This window comes from Williamsia sp. Y844 (genome assembly GCF_056786475.1).
In genome coordinates, this window is sequence record NZ_JBXCJB010000001.1 from 2,266,145 (window position 1) to 2,285,479 (window position 19,335).

The 19,335-nt window shown below is 64.0% G+C and carries 22 protein-coding genes and 1 tRNA gene; 13 read left to right on the plus strand and 10 right to left on the minus strand.

What is annotated here, in order from left to right; translation table 11 throughout:
• Window positions 1-24 precede the first annotated feature (24 nt).
• Window positions 25-678 carry a response regulator gene (locus tag AC1TQG_RS10220; RefSeq protein WP_482136807.1) on the plus strand — a complete coding sequence of 218 codons (654 nt, stop codon included), beginning with the start codon at window positions 25-27 and terminating at the stop codon, window positions 676-678.
• Between the two features lies 1 nt (window position 679).
• On the opposite strand, the gene AC1TQG_RS10225 is transcribed toward AC1TQG_RS10220, so the two are convergent.
• Window positions 680-1,558, minus strand: coding sequence for an LLM class flavin-dependent oxidoreductase (locus AC1TQG_RS10225; RefSeq protein WP_482136808.1), 879 nt, complete (start codon window positions 1,556-1,558; stop codon window positions 680-682).
• Between the two features lie 105 nt (window positions 1,559-1,663).
• Between AC1TQG_RS10225 and AC1TQG_RS10230 the strand changes: the two genes are divergently transcribed.
• The 3 genes from AC1TQG_RS10230 (at window position 1,664) to AC1TQG_RS10240 (ending at window position 3,802) form a co-directional block, all read left to right on the plus strand.
• Window positions 1,664-1,999, plus strand: coding sequence for a YciI family protein (locus tag AC1TQG_RS10230; protein ID WP_482136809.1), 336 nt, complete (start codon window positions 1,664-1,666; stop codon window positions 1,997-1,999).
• Window positions 1,996-3,207: an RNA polymerase sigma factor gene (locus AC1TQG_RS10235; RefSeq protein WP_482136810.1), complete on the plus strand. Its 1,212-nt coding sequence runs from the start codon at window positions 1,996-1,998 to the stop codon at window positions 3,205-3,207. The genes AC1TQG_RS10230 and AC1TQG_RS10235 overlap by 4 nt, the downstream gene beginning before the upstream one ends.
• Before the next feature lie 106 nt (window positions 3,208-3,313).
• A complete protein-coding gene (locus AC1TQG_RS10240; RefSeq protein ID WP_482136811.1) occupies window positions 3,314-3,802 on the plus strand; it encodes an SRPBCC family protein in 489 nt (162 codons plus the stop codon).
• Window positions 3,803-3,867: 65 nt separating this feature from the next.
• Here AC1TQG_RS10240 and glfT1 read toward each other — a convergent pair whose 3' ends face one another.
• The 4 genes from glfT1 to AC1TQG_RS10260 form a co-directional block, all read right to left on the minus strand.
• On the minus strand, window positions 3,868-4,770 hold the full coding sequence (glfT1, locus tag AC1TQG_RS10245) for a galactofuranosyltransferase GlfT1 (protein WP_482136812.1): 903 nt from the start codon (window positions 4,768-4,770) through the stop codon (window positions 3,868-3,870).
• Window positions 4,763-5,560, minus strand: coding sequence for a galactan export ABC transporter ATP-binding subunit Wzt/RfbE (gene wzt / locus AC1TQG_RS10250; protein WP_482136813.1), 798 nt, complete (start codon window positions 5,558-5,560; stop codon window positions 4,763-4,765). The genes glfT1 and wzt overlap by 8 nt, the downstream gene beginning before the upstream one ends.
• A 4-nt stretch (window positions 5,561-5,564) precedes the next feature.
• Complete coding sequence (wzm, locus tag AC1TQG_RS10255; protein WP_482137314.1) at window positions 5,565-6,401, minus strand: galactan export ABC transporter permease subunit Wzm/RfbD; 837 nt, start codon at window positions 6,399-6,401, stop codon at window positions 5,565-5,567.
• Between the two features lie 83 nt (window positions 6,402-6,484).
• Window positions 6,485-7,027, minus strand: a complete 543-nt coding sequence (locus tag AC1TQG_RS10260) for a bacterial proteasome activator family protein (protein ID WP_482136814.1) — start codon at window positions 7,025-7,027, stop codon at window positions 6,485-6,487.
• A 92-nt stretch (window positions 7,028-7,119) separates the two neighbouring features.
• Between AC1TQG_RS10260 and AC1TQG_RS10265 the strand changes: the two genes are divergently transcribed.
• The gene (locus AC1TQG_RS10265; protein ID WP_482136815.1) at window positions 7,120-8,316 is read left to right on the plus strand and encodes a cysteine desulfurase-like protein; all 1,197 of its coding nucleotides are present in this window, start codon (window positions 7,120-7,122) and stop codon (window positions 8,314-8,316) included.
• An 83-nt stretch (window positions 8,317-8,399) separates the two neighbouring features.
• Here AC1TQG_RS10265 and AC1TQG_RS10270 read toward each other — a convergent pair whose 3' ends face one another.
• Window positions 8,400-9,368, minus strand: a complete 969-nt coding sequence (locus AC1TQG_RS10270) for an NAD(P)H-quinone oxidoreductase (RefSeq protein ID WP_482137315.1) — start codon at window positions 9,366-9,368, stop codon at window positions 8,400-8,402.
• Between the two features lie 146 nt (window positions 9,369-9,514).
• On the opposite strand from AC1TQG_RS10270, the gene AC1TQG_RS10275 reads away from it, so the two are divergent.
• From AC1TQG_RS10275 to AC1TQG_RS10300, 6 genes are all read left to right on the plus strand, one after another.
• Window positions 9,515-10,000 (plus strand): MarR family winged helix-turn-helix transcriptional regulator, encoded by a 486-nt coding sequence (locus AC1TQG_RS10275; RefSeq protein WP_482136816.1) that lies wholly within the window; start codon window positions 9,515-9,517, stop codon window positions 9,998-10,000.
• Between the two features lie 13 nt (window positions 10,001-10,013).
• Window positions 10,014-10,101, plus strand: a tRNA-Ser gene (locus AC1TQG_RS10280).
• Window positions 10,102-10,406: 305 nt separating this feature from the next.
• Complete coding sequence (locus AC1TQG_RS10285; protein WP_482136817.1) at window positions 10,407-10,721, plus strand: hypothetical protein; 315 nt, start codon at window positions 10,407-10,409, stop codon at window positions 10,719-10,721.
• Window positions 10,722-10,747: 26 nt separating this feature from the next.
• Window positions 10,748-12,070 (plus strand): acyltransferase family protein, encoded by a 1,323-nt coding sequence (locus tag AC1TQG_RS10290; protein ID WP_482136818.1) that lies wholly within the window; start codon window positions 10,748-10,750, stop codon window positions 12,068-12,070.
• On the plus strand, window positions 12,067-12,972 hold the full coding sequence (locus AC1TQG_RS10295; RefSeq protein ID WP_482136819.1) for an SGNH/GDSL hydrolase family protein: 906 nt from the start codon (window positions 12,067-12,069) through the stop codon (window positions 12,970-12,972). The genes AC1TQG_RS10290 and AC1TQG_RS10295 overlap by 4 nt, the downstream gene beginning before the upstream one ends.
• Before the next feature lie 207 nt (window positions 12,973-13,179).
• Entirely contained in the window at window positions 13,180-14,085 is a 906-nt protein-coding gene (locus AC1TQG_RS10300) for an exodeoxyribonuclease III (protein WP_482136820.1), read from the plus strand.
• Window positions 14,086-14,103: 18 nt separating this feature from the next.
• Here the strand turns inward: AC1TQG_RS10300 and AC1TQG_RS10305 are convergent, their stop codons facing one another.
• Window positions 14,104-14,826: a LysR substrate-binding domain-containing protein gene (locus AC1TQG_RS10305; RefSeq protein WP_482136821.1), complete on the minus strand. Its 723-nt coding sequence runs from the start codon at window positions 14,824-14,826 to the stop codon at window positions 14,104-14,106.
• A 47-nt stretch (window positions 14,827-14,873) separates the two neighbouring features.
• Here AC1TQG_RS10305 and AC1TQG_RS10310 point away from each other — a divergent pair, with 47 nt between their 5' ends.
• Window positions 14,874-15,245, plus strand: coding sequence for a DUF5997 family protein (locus tag AC1TQG_RS10310; protein ID WP_482137316.1), 372 nt, complete (start codon window positions 14,874-14,876; stop codon window positions 15,243-15,245).
• A gap of 73 nt (window positions 15,246-15,318) precedes the next feature.
• Here the strand turns inward: AC1TQG_RS10310 and biuH are convergent, their stop codons facing one another.
• Both biuH and AC1TQG_RS10320 read right to left on the minus strand, forming a co-directional pair.
• Window positions 15,319-16,044, minus strand: a complete 726-nt coding sequence (gene biuH / locus AC1TQG_RS10315) for a biuret amidohydrolase (protein ID WP_482136822.1) — start codon at window positions 16,042-16,044, stop codon at window positions 15,319-15,321.
• A gap of 40 nt (window positions 16,045-16,084) precedes the next feature.
• On the minus strand, window positions 16,085-17,440 hold the full coding sequence (locus AC1TQG_RS10320; protein WP_482136823.1) for a cytosine permease: 1,356 nt from the start codon (window positions 17,438-17,440) through the stop codon (window positions 16,085-16,087).
• 194 nt (window positions 17,441-17,634) lie between these two features.
• Between AC1TQG_RS10320 and AC1TQG_RS10325 the strand changes: the two genes are divergently transcribed.
• Complete coding sequence (locus AC1TQG_RS10325) at window positions 17,635-18,357, plus strand: GntR family transcriptional regulator (RefSeq protein ID WP_482136824.1); 723 nt, start codon at window positions 17,635-17,637, stop codon at window positions 18,355-18,357.
• On the opposite strand, the gene AC1TQG_RS10330 is transcribed toward AC1TQG_RS10325, so the two are convergent.
• Window positions 18,277-19,332: a beta-ketoacyl-ACP synthase 3 gene (locus tag AC1TQG_RS10330; protein WP_482137317.1), complete on the minus strand. Its 1,056-nt coding sequence runs from the start codon at window positions 19,330-19,332 to the stop codon at window positions 18,277-18,279. The two genes, AC1TQG_RS10325 and AC1TQG_RS10330, sit on opposite strands and share 81 nt — an antisense overlap.
• Window positions 19,333-19,335 lie beyond the last annotated feature (3 nt).

The following is a 19,335-nucleotide window of genomic DNA, read 5'->3' on the forward strand; positions in this document are numbered from 1 at the left end:
GCGGGGTAATACCCTGGGCGCACCATGACCGGACCACACCGCATCACCGTGCTGATCGCCGACGACGATCCCTTTGTCCGGCGCGGTGTCTCAGATATCTTTGCCGCCACCTCGGACATCGTTGTCGTCGCCGATGTCGATGACGGTGACCAGGTCTTTGGCGCGGTCGCGCAGTTCCGGCCACACGTGGTGCTGATGGATCTGAAGATGAAGCGAATGGGTGGTCTCGATGCCACGCGCGCGCTGATGACCATGCCGAATCCGCCGCGGGTCATCGCGATGACCGCCATGGATGTGGACGACCTTGTGGTTCAGGCGGTCTGCGCGGGTGCACACAGCTTCCTGAGCAAGGATGAACCACCACTGACGTTCCAGCAGTCGGTACGCGCGGTCGCGGCAGGCAACACGTTGTTCAGCCAGGAGTCGTTGCGTCGCATCACCGGCGGCCGCCCGCAGACCGGGGTTTCCGTTCGGTCCGCGGTCGACAAGTTGAGCGGCCGTGAGCGAGACGTGCTGCGCGCGATGGCCACCGGAGCCCCCAACGCCGCCATCGCCTCGGAATTGTTTCTCAGTGAGACGACCGTGAAAACCCATGTGTCGGCGGTCTTCACGAAACTCGGTGCCCGCAACCGGGTCGAGGCGGCGCTGGTGGCTTTTCGAGCGGGCCTGGTGAGTTGAGCTAGCCGTTGACCTTGCTGATCACCGAATCGGCGAACATGTTGAGGTGGTCGATCTTCTTCTGCAGCGGCTCGGTGTCGTTGCCGACGATGTAGGGGATCCGGAAGCCGACGATCACGTCGGTGATGCCCTTGTCCTCGAGGCGTTTACATCCGTCCGGGGTGTAAGCGTCCATGGAGATCACATGAATCTCGAAGGGGTCATTGGTCTTTCCCTCCCCTTTGCGGATGTCCTGGATCTTGTCGAGCAGTGCGTCGAGTTCCTCGGGTTGCCCGCCGCCGTGCATCCAGCCGTCGCCGCGGATCACCGCCCGTTTGAGAGCGAGGTCGGCGTGTCCGCCGACCAGTAGCGGAATAGGTTTGGTGGGAACCGGATTCATCTTGATCTTGGGGATGTCGTAGAACTCTCCGTGGAACTCGAAGTACTCGCCACTGCTCAGTCCGCGGATGATGTCCATGCATTCGTTCATCCGCCGGCCCTTGCGTTTGGGGTCGACGCCCATGATGTCGTAGTCCTCGGCCCAGGGGCTGGTGCCGACACCGAGCGCAAAACGGTTGTTGGTCAACACCGCAACCGACATCGCCTGCTTTGCCACCAGCGCTGGTGGCCGCACGGGCAGCTTGAGGACAAACGGATTGAATCGGATCTTCTCGGTGACCGCGCCCATTGCCGCCGCCATCACAAACGTCTCGATGAACGCCTTGCCGTCGAGAAACTCGCGGTTGCCGTCTTCTGTGTATGGATACGTGGAGTCCGATTCCTCGGGGTACGCGATCGAATCGGGGATCGTGAAACCCTCGTAGCCCGCCTCCTCTGCTGCCTTCGCCAGTGGCAGGTAGTAGCTCGGATCGGTCATTGCCTCCGCGAATGTGAACCGCATGATCCTCCTAGAATCGTCCTGCGCCCATACTAGAACGAGTTCTATTTTCGTGGTGGAGATCGGTCACCCTTGTTGCGCTGCGGATCGGTGCGGTATATGTGGCAAATGAAATATGTGCTTCTGATCTGCGACGACGAAAAGGATGCGCCCTCCAACGAGGAAATCGCGGCCGACCCGGCGTATCAGGAGTGGGACGCAGAGGTTGCGCGACGAGCCGTCCAACATGGCGGTGCCCGGCTCCGCCCCACCGCAGATGCGACCACGGTGCGGGTTCGCGACGGTGAAACGCTCATCTCCGACGGCCCGTTCGCGGAGACGAAAGACTTCGTCGGCGGTGTCGACATCATCGAATGCGCAGATCTGGACGAAGCGATCGAGATCGCGGCGGGACATCCTTATGCACGTCGAGGATGCGTGGAAGTACGACCCGTCTGGGAATGACCACACCCGACGAGGTTCGCGCCGCGGTCGAAACTGCATATCGACGCGAGTGGGGTCAGGTGGTGGCGACCCTGATCGGGTTGACCGGAGACTGGGACCTCGCCGAGGAATGCGCGCAGGACTCATTCGCCGCCGCCGTGGCGACCTGGACGCGCGATGGTGTCCCACGCCGCCCTGGAGCGTGGCTCACCACGGTGGCCCGTAACCGGGCAACCGACCGGCTGCGTCACGCCACTGCCGAAACGGCGAAACTACGCCAGGTCGCGGCGCTGCCCATGGAACCGGCTGCGCCGCAGGAGATTCCCGACGAGCGATTGCGGCTGATCTTCACGTGTTGCCATCCCGCGCTGCCGTTCGCGGCTCGCGTCGCCCTCACGTTGCGCACACTGGCAGGTCTGAGTACGGCCGAGATCGCCGATGCACTCCTGACCTCCGAATCCGCCATGGCGCAACGACTTGTGCGGGCCAAGCGCAAGATTGCGGAGGCCGGTATCCCGTACCGGATCCCGCCGGTCGAAAGCCTTCCGGAACGGTTGTCCGCGGTGCTCGCAGTGCTCTACCTGATCTTCAACCAGGGCTACGACGAGAAGGATGAGCGCCGCGCACTGGCCGGTGAGGGCATCCACCTTGCCCGGATGCTGGTCCGTCTGATGCCCGACGAGCCGGAACCCCGCGGATTGTTGGCGCTGATGCTCCTGCTCGAGGCCAGGCGCGAACAGCGTTTCGAGGCCGACACGCTGGTCCCGCTGGAGGACCAGGACCGCACCCGGTGGGACGCTGCACTCATCGCAGACGGCGTTGCCGTGCTCGACGGTGCGCTGACGATGCGGCGCCCGGGCCCATACCAGGTCCAGGCCGCGATCGCCGCCTGTCACGCGACCGCAGCCGACACCTCCGACACCGACTGGCCGCAGATCGCGGTCCTCTATGCCGAACTCGCACGCATGACACCGTCTCCGGTCGTGGAACTCAATCGTGCGGTGGCCATCGCCATGGCGGACAACATCTCTGCCGGTCTGAGCCTGATCGACGAGCTCACCGAGGCGGGGGAGCTCGAGGGCTATTACCTCCTTCCCGCGGCTCGCGCCGATCTGCTTCGCCGTGACGGCCGGGTGACCGAGGCCGCGTCGGCGTATCGCGAGGCATTGTCGTTGGCGCCGACGGACGCCGAACGTCGCTACCTGGACCGCCGTCTTCGCGATTTGTAGATGGCTTCAGTCGCGACGCCGGTGAAAAGAATTCTTGGACGATGTCGATCTGGGCCCGGGTGCTTCGTCGGTGGGGTGTAACCCACCGAATGGAGAGGCAGAACAAATGTCGAACAAACAGTATTTGAGCGCCACGATGAACGTCGATCGCTCGCCTGAGGAAGTCTTCGAGTCCATCGCCAACGTGCGCGGATGGTGGTCGGAGAACATCGTCGGCGGCACCGCCGACCTCGGCGACGAGTTCGTCTTCACCGACGACACCAAGTTTGCGGGAGAGATGGCCCTCACTTCGAAAGAGGGCATCCGATTCTGCAGGTTCCATCTGACCGACGTGGTCCCCGGGAAGCGGATGGTCTGGCACGTGCTGGATTCGGTCTTGACCTTCATCGATGACAGGAACGAGTGGACCGACACCAACGTCGTCTTCGACATCACCCCCACACCGGGCGGTGCGACACTCGAGTTCACCCACGAAGGTTTGACCGAGGACTCCGAGTGCTTCGAGGCCTGCTCGCGCGGGTGGGGCTTCTACATCACCGAAAGCCTGCCGCAACTGATCACGACCGGTACCGGGAAGCCCATCGGGCGGTACTGATCACGCGAAACCGAAAGGGAGCCAGGTGATATCAGACTTCCGAAAACTTCTGTGTCACCTGCTTTTCAGGGTTTGCCGAAGCGCTCGCGACGTCCTAGTGACTGCAAACGCATCCAGTTCTTGAACCCGGCCACGTCACGTTGCTGCACAAGGAAATACCAGCCGAATCGTGCGTATTCCTGGGGTAGGAGTCTTCGCATCCCGGGCCTGCTCATCAAATAGCCGCGATTGCGGTATGTGAAAAACCGCTTGGTCTCGTTGTCGGGGTACTGGGTGTGCATCCGGCCACCGAGGATGGGGCGAAACTCGCCGCTGCCGTCCGGATGAAGGTATGCCGTGGTCAGGCAGGTTCCGAAGTTCAGCCCGGAACGCACGAGGCGCCGGTGCATCTCGACCTCGTCGCCGCGGACGAACAAGCGCAGGTCGGGCACACCGACCGCGTCGATGGCGGCAGCCGAGAACAGGGCACCGTTCATCAGGGATGCGATGCCCGGCAACAGATCTGAGGTCTCGCCGTCGGCGAAGAGTTCGGACCGTTTGCGGCGCCACACCAGGCCGCGACGCAGCGGGAATGCCAGGGTTTCGGGGTTGTCGATGTTGCAGACAACCGGCGAAACCTCGTCCAGCTGATGGGCGTTGGCGCACTCGAGCAGCTCCTGCAGGACCTCGGGGCCTTCGGGGCGGCCATCGTCGTCGGCGCACCAGACCCAGTCGGCACCCAGCGCCAGGGCCTGCAGCATCCCGAGGGCAAAACCGCCTGCACCACCCAGATTGTGGGCCGATCCGATGTAGGTCACCGGAACCGGTTGGGCAGCAACGAGTTCGGCGACAGCGCTGTCATTGTCGTTGTCCACGACCACCAGGTGATCGATGGGGCGGGTCTGGTTGGTCAGCACGATCAACGACTGCTCGAGGAGTTCGAGCCGACGGTGGGTCACCACCACGGCGATGACCTTGGGCTCAGGCATCCTTTTCGACCTCGGCCAGGACTTCGCGCACGTGCCGGGCGGCCTCGGGACCTTCGTAGGCGCCGACCACCTCTTCGATGCCGCCGTCCATCCGGATTGAGCCGTGATCGATCCACAGCGCGCGATCGCAGAGCTGGGCGAGGAACTCGTTGGAATGGCTGGCGAAGACCAGGATGCCGGACCGTTTCACCAACTCCTGCAACCGGACCCGGGCCTTTTTCATGAACTCGGCATCGACGGCGCCGATACCTTCGTCGAGGATCAGGATCTCGGGGTCGATCGAGGTGACCACACCGAGTGCAACCCGCACCCGCATGCCGGTGGAGTAGGTACGCAGCGGCATCGACAGGTAGTCACCGAGTTCGGTGAACTCTGCGATGTCGCCCATCTTCTTGAGCATCTCGCGACGGCTCATGCCGAGGAACATGCCACGGACGACGATGTTCTCGTAGCCGGAGATCTCAGGGTCCATGCCGACGCCGAGGTCGAAGACCGGTGCCACACGGCCCTTGATCGCGCAGGCGCCGCGGGTGGGTTCGTAGATGCCGGACAACAGCCGCAGCAGTGTCGACTTACCGGCACCGTTGTGTCCGACCAAGCCGATCCGGTCACCATGCGACAGATGCAGGTTGATGTCTTTGAGGGCCTCGACCACGATCACGTTGGATTCGTTGGACCCGATCACACCACCGGCCCGGCCGAGGACGGACTTCTTCAACGACCTGGTCTTGGCGTCGAAGATCGGGAAATCCACGCAGGCATCCCAGGTATCGACTCGAACTTGACTCATGACCTCACACCCAATACGCCACGCGGGCACGGTAATTACGCAGAACCAGCAACGCCAGCGCCCATCCGACGGCGGTGCATGCGATGACGATCAGCCAGTGGTAGAGCGCCACCGATTCACCCAACAGCGGACCGCGGGTGATCTCCAGGTAGTGATACATCGGGTTGATCTGGACAAGTTTGACCCGGCTGGAGTTGGCGCCGACGTTCTTCTCGAGGTCGACCGCACTCCAGATGATCGGTGTCATGAAGAAGATGAGCTGAACAGCAGTGGTGAGCAACTGGCCGATGTCGCGGAAGCGGGTCGACAGGATGCCGAACACGATCGACACCCAGATCGCGTTGACCACCAGCAGTGCGATGCCGGGTATGACCAGGATCACGGTCCAGGTCACCGGCTGCGGGAAGATGATCAGCAGGACCGCGTACAGCGGGATGTTGTGCGCGAAGATGATCAGCTGACGCCAGGTCAGCCGGTAGACGTGCACGCTCAGCGGAGCCGGGATCTGCTTGATCAGGCCTTCGTTGCTGGAGAAGAGTTCGGCGCCTTCGAGGATCGATCCCTGGATGAAGTTCCAGAAGATGAATCCGAGCATCACGTACGGCAGGAAGTCGTGGATCTCGTTGCCGAAGAGCTGCGAGTAGAGCAGGCCCATGGCGACCGCGGTGACCGCGGTGGCGATGGTGATCCACAGCGGACCCAGCAACGACCGGCGGTAACGCTGCTTGATGTCCTGCCAGCCGAGGAGCAGCCAGAGTTCGGAATGTTTGAAGCCGGCCGAGAGGTCGCCGAAGGCCCTCCGGAGCGACCGCGAATCGGACTCCGCTGGTGGGGGCCGCATAGGTACTTCGTCGGCTGCTGTTGACACGAGAGTCGAGCCTACCGTCACCGCGCCGGGGGCCATCGCCCCCGTGGGGTCGAGCGTCAGAGGTACTGACCGGTGCCGGCCGCACCGTGCGGTCCGCCGGGGCCCCCGCCTGCGAAGGGGCCCGACGGGGGCAGCTGGCCCTGCCGCATCTGTTCGAGCTGGGCACGCGCGGCCATCTGCTGGGCGAACAGCGCGGTCTGGATCCCGTGGAACAGGCCTTCGAGCCAGCCGACGAGCTGCGCTTGAGCGATCCGCAGCTCGGCATCGGAGGGGACGTCGTCCTCGGTGAACGGCAGTGCGAGCCGTTCGAGTTCGTCGCGCAACTCAGGCGAGAGCCCGTCCTCGAGTTCGAGGATCGACGACCGATGGATCTGTTTGAGCCGGGCGCGACTGGCGTCGTCGAGCGGTGCCGCCCGTACCTCTTCCAGCAACTGCTTGATCATGGTGCCGATCCGCATCACCTTCGCGGGCTCGACCATGGCGCGCATGCCCTCGTCGTCATCGCTGGTGCCCTCTGAGCCGGCCGGCGGGACCACAAGGATGCCGTCGTCGTCGTTGACGCCTGCGATCGGACGCTTGTTGAGATTTTCATCGGTCATCGGTTCATTGTCCTGATGTTGAGCGGCGATTGCACGCAGTTGCCCAGACGAGGGGCATTGCGGTGTCGCGGTGACCGTCTATGGTGGCTGCCATGGCTTATGACGTCGCCCGCGTTCGGGGACTGTTCCCGTCGCTGGGTGACGGTTGGATACATCTCGATCCGCAGGCAGGAATGCAGATTCCCGACTCGGTGGCGACAACTGTGTCGAAGGGTTTTCGATCCCTGGTCTCACAGCCAGGTGGCATCTACCCCGCGGCCCGCAAGTCGGCGGGGATCATCGATGCGGCTCGTTCGGCGGTTGCGGATCTGGTCGGTGGCGATCCCCGCGGAGTGGTGCTCGGACCGTCCCGTGGACACCTGCTGAACGTGCTCGCCGAAAGTCTCAACACCCGGGTGTGGCTCGGATCGGAGGTGGTGGTCAGCCGGCTCGACGACGAGGCGAACGTGCTGCCGTGGCTGCGTGCCGCCGATCGTTTCGGCGCCAAGGTGAAATGGGCCGAGGTCGACATCGAGAACGGTGAACTGCCGGTCTGGCAGTACGACGGGCTGGTCAGTCGGTCCACGAGCGTGGTGGCCATGCCACTGGCGTCGTCGACGATCGGGTCGGTGGTCGACGTCGCCACCGCAGCCGCTGTGGTCCACGCGATCGACGGACTCGTCGTCGTCGACGCAACCAGCGCAGCTGCATACATGTTGCTCGACATCGAGGCGCTCGGCGCCGACGTCCTGGTGGTCAGTGCTGACCGCTGGGGTGGACCGGCAACGTCCGCGCTGATCTTCCGCGACCCCGAGATGTTGTCCCGCGTGAGGTCGATGTCGCTGGACCCGGATGCGCAAGGTCCGGCACGACTGGAGATCGACGGACATCAGCACGCACTGCTGGCCGGATTGGTCGCTTCGATCGAACACCTCGCCGGACTCGACGAATCGGCCACCGGTACCCGGCGTGAGCGGTTGGTGACCTCGATGACGGCGCTGAGTGAATACACACAACGACTGCTGCAATACCTGCTGCGATCGTTGGGGCAGTTGAACCTGGTGAATCTGGTCGGATCGGCCGCCGTCCAGATACCGGCGGTCAGCTTCACCGTGACCGGGGTGACCGCCGACAAGGTGGTTCGACGGCTGGCCGACAACGGGATCTGCGCACTCGCCGATGTGAACAGCCGGGTGCTCAGTGGCATCGGCGTGAACGACGTGGGCGGTGCCGTCACCATCGGCCTCGGTCCGTACTCAACGCCCTACGAAATCGATCAGCTGGTGCGCACTTTGGGATCGCTCGGCTGACTTTCGCCATTTTTCGGCCCCCACAGAGGGCACCGAGGGCGTACTGCCCTCGGGCACCTCTGTAGGGATGAAATCGGCAGCACTCAGAGCGTGAGCAGAATTTTGCCCGACACCTGACCCGACTCGAGCAGCACATGGGCGGCGCCGGCCTCGGCTAGTGGAAATGTCGCTCCGACAACAGGTTTGATCCTGCCGTCGGCGATCAGCGGCCAGGTGGTGGCGATGGTGTCGGCGACGATGGCGGCCTTGTCGGACTGTTCCCGGCCGCGCAGCGCGGTGGCGTGGACGGTACCGCGCTTGCTCAGCAGTTGGGCGATGTTCAATTCCGCTTTTACGCCACCCTGCATGCCGATGATCACCAGGCGGCCGTCTTTGGCGAGTGCAGACACGTTGCGGCCCAGGTACTTTGCGCCGATGATGTCGAGTATCACGTCGGCGCCACCATGTTCGGAGATCACCTCGACGAAGTCGTCGGTTTTGTAGTTGATGGTGATGTCGGCGCCGAGGTCGCGGCACAGTTCGAGCTTGTCATCCGAGCCGGCCGTCACGGCAACCGTTGCGCCCAGCGCCTTGGCCCACTGGATGCCGTGGGTGCCGATGCCACTTCCGCCGCCGTGCAGCAGGACGAGTTCACCCGGCGCCAGGTGGGCGGTCCGCTTGAGGTTGGACAGCACGGTGCAGGCCACCTCGGGTAGCGCCGCGGCCTCGATCAGATCCACAGAGGCCGGAATCGGCAGCAGGTGTTCGGCGGCGACCGCGACGTATTCGGCATAGCCGCCACCTGCGATCAACGCGCAGACGTCCGTTCCGGTGGTCCAGCCGACCACTCCGGGGCCGAGTTCGTCGATGGTTCCGGAGACCTCCATGCCGATGATGTGGCTCGCGCCGGGCGGTGGTGGATAGTTGCCCTGCCGCTGCAGCAGGTCGGCCCGATTCACGCCGGCCGCAGCCACTTTGATCAGCACCTCTCCCGGACCCGGGTGGGGCTTGTCGACCTCGGCCACGATGAGGTTCTCGGCCGGACCGAATTCGGTCACGTTGACTGCGCGCATTGAGGTCATCCCTCTACCTTTACTCGGCAGGTGCGGCCGGGCGATAGGTGGTGTCCGTAAGCCGCACATTTAATGGCAGTAAGGTCCCCATTTGTAAACGCTCAATCCTGGCGCGGTTGGGTCAAAAGTCGTAGTCCGGGGGAGAAATGACAGACAATACAGCTGTGCCCTGGCTCGACGACTCTGAACAACTTGCGTGGCGATCGTTCATGAATGGATCACAGCGCCTGTTCGATGCGATCAACGACGCCCTGGTGGAAACCGCAGGTCTCACATTTGCCGACTACCGCATCCTGGTGTTGCTGTCGGAGTCGGAATCGATGCGGATGAGCGCTCTCGCCGATGGCGCGTTGAGCAGCAAGAGCACCATTTCGCGACGCGTGGACCGGATGGCCGAAGCCGGCTGGGTCGAGCGGATGGCCAAGGATCACGACAAGGACCAGCGCAATCGCGTCTGCCGGATCACCGAGTCGGGCCGGACCAAACTCCACGATGCCGCCAAAGGTCACGTCGTCGCGGTTCGTACCTACTTACTCGATCACCTCGAAGATCACGAGCGCGAAGCCATGGCGACGACCTTCCTGAAGGTCGATACGTGGCTGCGTGAGAACCCTCAGGTCCGCGTGAAGTAGGCTCTTGCCCGAAGGAAGCGTGGCAGAGCGGCCGAATGCACTCGCCTTGAAAGCGAGCGTGGGTGAAACCACCGGGGGTTCAAATCCCTCCGCTTCCGCCAACACCCGATAGTGTGCCGTTTTGGCGAACAAAAGCCCAGGTGGGCTACGCCAAAAGGGCACACTATCGGTGTCTGTGGCGGACCATCCGAACGTATTCAAAGTTCGTCGACTTCGGTCCATTGTCGGAATTTTCTGGTTGTTTGGGATACCTTCTCGTCATGCTCTGAGCCGGGCCGTCGACGGCTGCATTTTGCCCGTCTGACCTCCACTTATACATGTCTCGATGGGGGTTGTTTCATTGTTCAAACAAACGAGGAGAAGGCCTGTGGCGATGAGGTTCAAGCGGTCTTGCGCGGGTGCGTTCGTGGCGATTGCGGCAGTGAGTGCTCTGGCGGCATGCGGGTCGGACGACAACTCGACCGACGCCCCGCCGTCCTCGTCGGTGTCAACGACCATTTCGTCGGTGCCCACCACCTCCACACCGGCGTCGTCGACCGCTCTGGCGCCATCGAGTGAAACCGTGGCGCCACAGACCGAGGCCCCGGCCCCGGTCGAGGAGCAGACCCAGGTACCCCAGGAACAGGCGCCCGTCGAGGCTCCGCAGCAAACACAAGAGCAGCCTCAGGAGCAGGCCCCACCGCAGCTGCCCGCCGGCGGCGGTGGTCGTCCCGGGTACTGATCAGGTTGACGTCCAGGGCAGACGATGTGCGTATCGCGAACGCCGAACAGTCTGCGAGCACGAGTGATCCGCGGCGGTCGGCCGACGACCCGAACACGCGTCCCGCAATAGCTCGTGGTGCGCGACTGCCGTCGCTGACCGGGATGCGCTGGTGGGCCGCGTTGGCCGTGTTCGTGCTGCACACGCTGGTGTTCTTGCCGGTCTACCCGTTTTACGGCAGCGAGCGGTATTGGCATATCGCCGAAGCGGTTCCGATGCAGGTCGGGGCGGCGGGTGTGGCGTTCTTCTTCGTGCTGTCGGGCTTCATCATGTACTGGACGCGGCGTGAGGGTGATGGCGCCGGGGGATTCATGTGGCGCCGCGTCAAGAAGATCTACCCGACCAGCATTGTCGCTGTTGTCCTTGTGTTGCTGGTGGTGCCGGTGCCGATGGGCCGGTCACAGACCTGGCTTCCGTGCCTCCTGCTGATTCAGACGTGGTGGCCGGACTGGACGTCGCTGGGTGGGTTGAATGTACCGGCGTGGTCGCTGGCCGCGGAAATACTGTTTTACGCGACCTTTCCGTTCTTGGTGCCGGTGATGGATCGGATCCGCGAGCGGTACGTACCGCTCGCCATCGCGGGCGTATTTGCCCTGATCGTGGCGCTGCACACCGCCTACTATCTCTTCGCCGACGGATACAAGGGCACCGAGAACTTCTATGGCGCCCGCATCCCTGCGACATTGCCGACCACGACGCAGGAGTACGGCTATAACGCCTCACCGGCATTCTTCGCCCAGGACTATGTGGGCTACTCCGAACACGCCTACTGGTTGAGTTACTACTTCCCGCTGTCGCGGCTGCCGGAGTTCTTCCTCGGCGTCCTGGTCGCCCGACTGGTCGTCTCGGGTAAGTGGCGCAACACCAATCTGTGGTGGCCGCTGACTGCACTGGCGATCGCATTCGGCGCGACGTGGTTTGTCCCCATCAACTACAAGATGAGCGTTCTGATCCTGCTGCCGACAGCCGCTGTGATCGCCACGGCGTGCATGCGTGATCTCAACGCGCAGCGCGGACTCAACTCGACGCGGACCATGGTCTGGTTCGGCGACGTCTCCTACGGCTTCTACCTACTGCAGTATCCCGTCATGCTGATCCTCACCAAATACCTGCTCGCAGGCAGAGCTGTCGGCTTCTGGGGCTGGTTGGGTGCCTGTGCCCTGGCATTTGTCGGGTCACTGGCAGCTGCCGCTCTGGTTTTTCACTTCATCGACAAACCCATCACCAAACGGCGCAAACGAAAACCGTCAGTGGCGCAATCGATTTCCCCGGACCGCGCCGCCGAAACCGTGAAAGAGGTACTTCCATGAATCCGACGACGATGCGATCTCGGGTCGCGCACGTTCTGCTGGTCGCGGTGGCCATTCCTCTTGTCGCCCTTCCGTTTGTCGCTGTGGCGTCGGCAGACCCTGGTGGATCCGCAACAAAGGTCGGTGGGACCGTGACGGCGACCGAGCAACCAGGCCACGTCGTTGTACTCGGAGATTCCTTCGCATCGAACAACATTGACATTTCCGGATGCGGGCAGAGCCCGACCGCATGGCCGCAGCAGTTGGCTGATCTCACCAGTCGGCCGTTGATCAACGAAGCGTGCAGTGGCGCTGCCCTGGCCGAGACCGACTACACGATCGCGGACGAAGCCATCAAAGCCGAAAAACGAGGTGGATTCACCGATTCCACTGCCGCAGTCCTCATCCAGCTGGGCATGAACGGGCCGTGGGAGGGGCTGGATTCCGGTGGCGAGTTCGTTCTTGATTGCCTGGTGGAAGGCGGATGCGACGATACTGCGCCCGTCCTCGCGAAGATCACACCGCAGGCGTACGCAGACAAGGTCGGGCCCGTGGTCGAGTACGTTCGCTACTACGCGCCCAACGCCAAGATCGCCATCGTCGGATACCCCGAGTTGATCAGTCCGGACGATCCCAACGGATGTATCAATGTCGCCGGGATGCCGGTCTCGGTTCCGAATACCAGCGGGATCGGCGCATTCACCGAGCGGCTCCAACTGGCTCAGGCCGGTGCCGCAGAACTGACCGGTGTCGAGTTCATCGACGCTCAGGCCATCACTGCCGGACAAGGGGCCTGCAGCATCGCACCACTGGTCAGTGGGGTCGTGAATCCGCAGGCCAACCCCTTCGGTATCCCGCTGCATCCCACTCCGCAAGGCGATGCGGCGCTCGCGAAAACGATCGCGGGGCAGCTGGGCCTCTAGCCCGCCGAGACGTTTCCTGACCGCTATCGGCGTCATCGAAGGCTCGACCTTCGACAATCTCGACGTCACGGTGGCATGCGGCGACCTGAACCTCTGCCGACCACCGCGCCCTGCTGGTCGAGGTGTGAGGTGGGCCGTCGTCACTGAAGTCCTCTCGCGGTATTCTCGCCCCGCGACTGCGGGACAGATGTGATCGAGGAGGCGACAGTGACACCCACCGGTGGTTTCACCGTCGCATCGTTCAACGTCAACGGAATCCGTGCGGCCCGGCGCCGCGGGTTCGATGACTGGCTGGTTCAGCGCGCCCCGGACGTGGTGGGGTTGCAGGAACTACGGTGCGGGATCGATGACGTCGGCGACTTCGGTGACCACATCGCGTCGATCGACGTCGGTTCGATTCCGGGACGCAACGGGGTGGCGATCCTGACCCGGCACGAACCCGCCGCGGTGCGCACCTGGTTGACGCATCCGCCGAAGGCCAGGGGGCTGTCGGTGTTCGCTGCCGAGGGCCGCTACATCGAGGTCGATCTGGCCGATCGGCCCCTGACCATCGGCAATCTCTACCTCCCCAAAGGCGGCCTGCCCGCCGAACTCCAGCGCCCCGGATCGATGCGTGAGCAACCCGACGGCGGAGTCAAATATGCTCGGAAGCAACGGTTTCTGGCCGGATTCGCCCGCGAGCTCGAGCGCAACCGGCGGGCCGCGCGGCAGGCCGGACGGGAGTTCTTGCTGCTGGCCGACCTCAACGTGGCGCACACCGAACACGACGTGACGAACTGGCGCGCCGCCCGCAAGATGGAAGGCTTTTTGCCGGAGGAACGAGCCTGGTTCGATGAGATCACCGGACCGCGTCGGCTGGTCGATGTGGTGCGCACTCTGCACGGTGACCGTCCGGGCCCGCTCACCTGGTGGAGCTGGGCAGGGGAGTCGTTCGTGAAGGACGTCGGCTGGCGCGTCGACCACCAGCTGGCCACCCCGGGCCTGGCCCGGCGCGCACGTCGGGTCACCGTCGACAAGGAATCCGCGCCCCAACTCCGGCTCTCCGATCACGCCCCGCTGATCGTCGAGTACGACGACGTTTGCTCGGAGAACTCACCCTCGCTCGGGTTGTGACGCGAGCGAGGGGTGAGATCAGCGGCGTCGGCCCTTGCCTGCCGGCTTCCCCGAGGCTTGGCGGCGCGCCTGTTTGGCCAATGACTTCTCCTTGGCAGAGCGCTTTGGGGCGGGGACGGAGCTTCCCCGCGACGAGCTGGATTTACGTCCACGCACGATGCCGATGAACTCGTCGGCGAGCTCGGTGGTCGGGGCCGGCCACAACAGGCCGACGGATCCGGCCGGTGCGTCGGTCACCGGGCGAAAGACAAGATCCTTGCGATGATGCAGTCGGGCCAGCGATTGCGGGACCAGTAGGACGCCGGTGCCCGCTGCGACGAGTTCCATTGCATCGCCGGTGGTTTCCGGTTGATGTTCGACTGCTGTTCCCGGCCGATTCGACATCACGATGGGCTCGTCGAGCGGCCACAGGAGGTGTTCGTCGGCCAGGTCGGCAACGCTTATCTCATCGCCAACGGTGAAGACGTGGTCTTTCGGCACGACCACGACGGTCGTCTCCTCGTAGAGCTCGATCGTGTGGTGCGGCCCCGGGTCGCCGTGGCGCAGTGCGTCAGGCAGGCGGGTGATCGCCATCTGCACCCGCCCGTCACGGATTGCGTCAGCGCACGCGGCGACGTCCATCGCGATGAGTTCGAGAGGCGTTTGTGGGATTCGTTCACTCCAGGTACGAACCCACTTGCCGGGTGTCACGCCGGGCACGTACGCCAGCCGAAATGAGGGGGCGTCGTCGGGTGTGGTCACGCCAAGAGGCTACCGCCCGATACCCTTGACAGATGAGTTCGCAGTCGATGAAGCCGGCCACCGCCGCCAAGAAGTTGGACGTGTACCTGCCGGCGACGCCCGCCGAGTTCCAGGAGGGCACCATCACCCGGGAGGAACTCGATGCGCTGCAGGCGGACCCGCCGGAATGGCTGCGCGATCTGCGCATCAATGGGCCCCACCCGAAGAACCTGGTGGCGATGAAACTGGGGATCTCGAAGGGCGCTCTCGTACGCCACGGCATCACCGAGGCGCTGACCACCGAGCAGATCAACGCCCTCCTGTCCGAGATGCCCGACTGGCTCGAGGCCGAGCGCGCTACCCAGATCGAGGTTCGCAAGGAAGCGGCTACCGAAAAGCCGGCGCCTGCCGACCGGCCGCGCGCACGAAGAAGGAAATAAGTATCCCGATGATGGTGGCTTTCGGCGAGTAAAAGCCCCAGGTGGGCCTGGCCAAAAGCCACCACCGTTGGCCCTACCCCGCGACCGCCGCGACGGTTTGAGAACCCAGGGCCGCGAGAAGATCGTCCGACGACGCGACCGCGCCGAAGACGCCACCCTGCATGGTCACCATCTGCAGGGCCGCGCGGTGATTCGACGGATCCGTTGCTCCGGTGCAGTCGGAGAGGACAAGGCATTCGTAACCGCGGTCATTGGCCTCGCGCATCGTGGTGTGCACGCAGACATCGGTGGTGATTCCGGTGAGGATGATGTGCGTGATTCCGTTGCGGCGCAACACCAGGTCGAGATCGGTGGCGTAGAACGCGCCTTTCCCCGGCTTGTCGATGATCACCTCGCCGTCGATGGGTGCGACTTCGGGCACGATCTGCCAACCCTCTTCACCGCGCACCAGGATCCGGCCGCAGGGGCCTTCGGCCCCGATCTCTGCCCCGATCTGTGCGGACCGCCAGCGTTTGTTCTCCGGCAGGTCGGAGAGATCGGGACGGTGTCCTTCACGGGTGTGGATGACGGTCAGTCCCGCGGTGCGGGCGGCGGCCAGCACCCGGGCCGTCGGCTCCAGTGGTGTGCGGGTGAGGGAAAGGTCGTAGCCCATTGCGTCCACGTACCCGCCGGGGCCGCAGAAGTCGGTCTGCCAGTCGATACACAGCAGGGCGGTCGACTCCGGTCGGAACGAACCGTTGTACGGCCAGGCGTACGGAGTGGCGCCGGGGAGGGTGGGGAAGGCGGAAGCGGTTGTCACAGAGTTCCTTTGACGAGATCGGGTGGTGTGTGATCGCTGGTCACGCGGCGGACGGGACGGTCGCCGGACGGATGATGCGATCGTGTGCGAGAGCTGTGAGTGTGGCGACCACAATGCCCACGACGACCACGCAGAGTTCGGGCAACAGATAGTGGGCGGCGAGAGCGGCGGCCGCGCCGAGGCCCCATGCGATGAAGGCGCCGGCCTCCCAGGCTCGGTCCGAACTGCGGGAAGCCTTGCGGCGCAACATTTGATCGGTGATCAGCACTGCGCCGAGTGGCGGCACGACGACGCCGAGCAGGTTCAGCCATTCCTCGAAGTGACTCCAGACCCCTGCCACCGCGAGGGCGACGCCGATCGCACCCAGCAGCACGGTCAACGGCCGCATGCGGACACCGGTCAGCTGACTCCAGCCGACCGCGCCGTTGTACAGGCAGTGCGTGCACACCGACCCCAGATTGATGAATACGAATGCCACGGCCAGTGGGACGAGTACGCCGCCGTGATCGATCAGGATGTTCAGGAAGCTGCCACCGGCGGTGCCGGGATCATCGGAGGCACCCATGGCCACGATCACTCCGCCGATCGTCAATGCGATGGTGTTGCCCACCGGGAAAGCGCTGAATGCGGCGAGGAAACCTTCTCGGCCGTTCTTTGACCAGCGGGTGAAGTCGGCGGTCATCGTGCCCGAGTCTGCGAACAGCGCAACAACCAGCGTGACGGCGGCGCCGAAGCTGAGCGCGCTTGCGCCTGCCCCACCTGAGTACGAGGCGAAATCGGAGGCACCCGGCGTCGAGGAGGCCTCGACGATCGCCACGATCCCCAGCACCAGATACAGCGGCGCCGCGATGATCCCGATGACCGTCAGTGCGCGGATGCCCAGGAGTGTGGCCAGGAGATAGCCGACTCCGGCGATGAGCGCGATCAGGGTCGCGTTCCAGCCCATGCCGCTCTCGAGCGTCGACCCGGTCAGCCCGGTCTGGAAGGCGAACCAGCCGATCACGACAGTGGCCAAGAAGGCGGCCGGAATGCGGTAGCCGCGGGCGCCGAATGTGCGGGCCGCCATCAGCGCGAAGTTCTCGCCGGTCTTGCCTGCCTGGTGGCTCAGGATGCCGACGTAGGCCATCAGGATCAGATTGCCGGTGAGGATCGCTGCCATGCCGAGCCAGAAGCCGAGCGAGTACACCACCATGCCGCCGAAGACCGCGCAGGTCAGGATCATCGGGAAGCCCAGCCATACCGCCGACACCGAGAACAGTGACTTTCGTGCTGCGGTCGGAACCGGTCGGTCCTCGTACTCCTCGAAGGGGTCGACTGGTGGCGGGTTTTCGAGCGTGTCTGTGGCGGGTATGTCGGCGCCCGAATCGGCGTCGATCGTGCTCGCGTGGGGGGTCATGGAAGTCCTTCCGAGAAGGTGCGTGCGATTTCCTATAGGAAACAGTCCCTACTGTCGTTTTGGGTTTCGCGTTTGTGAACTGGTTGTTAAACCGACTTCGGGCGGTATTTTGTGGTCCTCGCGGGACTATTCGTCCGTGGTCAATGCGACTGTGAAGCCCGCGGGTGACAACAGTTACATATAGGATTTCCGTCATGCCCCCGAAGACGCCTGCCGAAGCGGTGCCGGTCGCCGACCTGATCAGGGCGGACGTGGAAGAAGAGATTCTCACCGGCCGTATGACGCCGGGAAGCAAGGTCAATGCGGACGAGCTCGCTCGTGTTCGCGGTGTCAGTCACATACCGGTCCGGGAGGCACTACGTGCGCTCGAGGCTGACGGATGGGTTGTCCGGCGCCACCATCGAGGTACGTTCGTCCGCGAACGGGACCGCGATGAGATGGCCGACCTGTTCGAGGCGCGGCTCATCGTCGAACACCAGGCGACCCGATTGGCAGCGCAACGTCGTACCTCGGAGCAGCTGACGGATCTCGAAGAGATCGTGGCACGGCAGGCCGCCGCCGAAGATCCCGCAGTCCTGGCCGCGATCAATGCGGAGTTCCATGTCGCCATGGCGTCCTGTGCACAGAACGCAGTGTTGTCGTCGATGGTCACCGACCTCAACAAGCGGGTGCGCTTTTTCTATCTGCCCGCTGCGGGGAGTCGACGCGGGGACTCCGTGTCGGAGCATCGCGCGATCCTCGCCGCCATACGTGATCGCAGACCCGACGACGCCGCCGAGTTACTGGCCGAGCACATCCGCGACACCCGCGATGACGCATCCCGTCGGCTCGAGCGGCTAGAAGCTCGCCTCGAACGGGGCCGGGGGCAGGGTGACGACCTGGCCGGCGTAGCTCAGGCCGGCGCCGAAGCCCAATAGCAACGCTGTCTGGCCGCCTTTGGCCTTGCCGGTCACCAGCATCTCTTCGATGGCCAGCGGGATCGATGCCGCTGAGGTGTTTCCGGTGGTCTCGATGTCGTTCGCGACCGGAACATCGTCGGGTAGACCGAGATTGGCCTTCATCAGCGTGTTGATGCGGGCGTTGGCCTGATGCGGGATGAAGATCTCGATGTCTTCCTTCGCAACTCCGGACTGTTCGAGCACTCGTCCGAGTGCCTTGGGCAGAGTGATTGCCGCCCAGCGGAATACGCGACTGCCCTGCATCTCGACAACCATCCGGCCGACCGGGTCGGTCTCGGGATCCTTCGACTGAAACGCTTCGGCGCGGTCCATGTACCCGGGGATGTCGTAGTTCTGCGAGATGGCGTCGCTGTTCTCGCCGTCGCTGCCCCAGACGGTGGGGGAGATGCCGTTCTCCTCGCTCGGGCCGACCACCACCGCTCCGGCTCCGTCGCCGAAGATGAAGGCGGTGTTGCGGTCGGTGGGTTCCATCACCACCGACATCGTCTCGACCCCGATCACCAGTACATGCTGGGCCGAGCCGGACCGGATCATGTCCGTCGCCAGTCCGAGGCCATAGCCGAAACCACCGCAGCCGGACGCGACGTCGAAGGCCGGGATCCCGTTGATACCGAGGTCAAGAGCCACTACCGGGCCGCCATGGGGAATTTTTGTCTTCCAGCTGCCGGTCGCCAGGATCAGTGCGCCGATGTCTTTACGATCAATGCCGCTGTTCTTGATGGCGCGATCGGCGGCCGCGACAGCCATGGACCGTGCGGTCTCGTCCCCGCTGATCCATCGACGGCTCCGGATTCCGCTGCGTTCGAAGATCCATTCATCCGTCGAGTCGAGGATCTCGCACACTTCGTCGTTGGTGACGATCCGTTTCGGTCGGTACGCGCCGATCCCCAAAATCGAGACGTTGCGATGGCCAGTGGTTGCCGCGATGTTCATGCC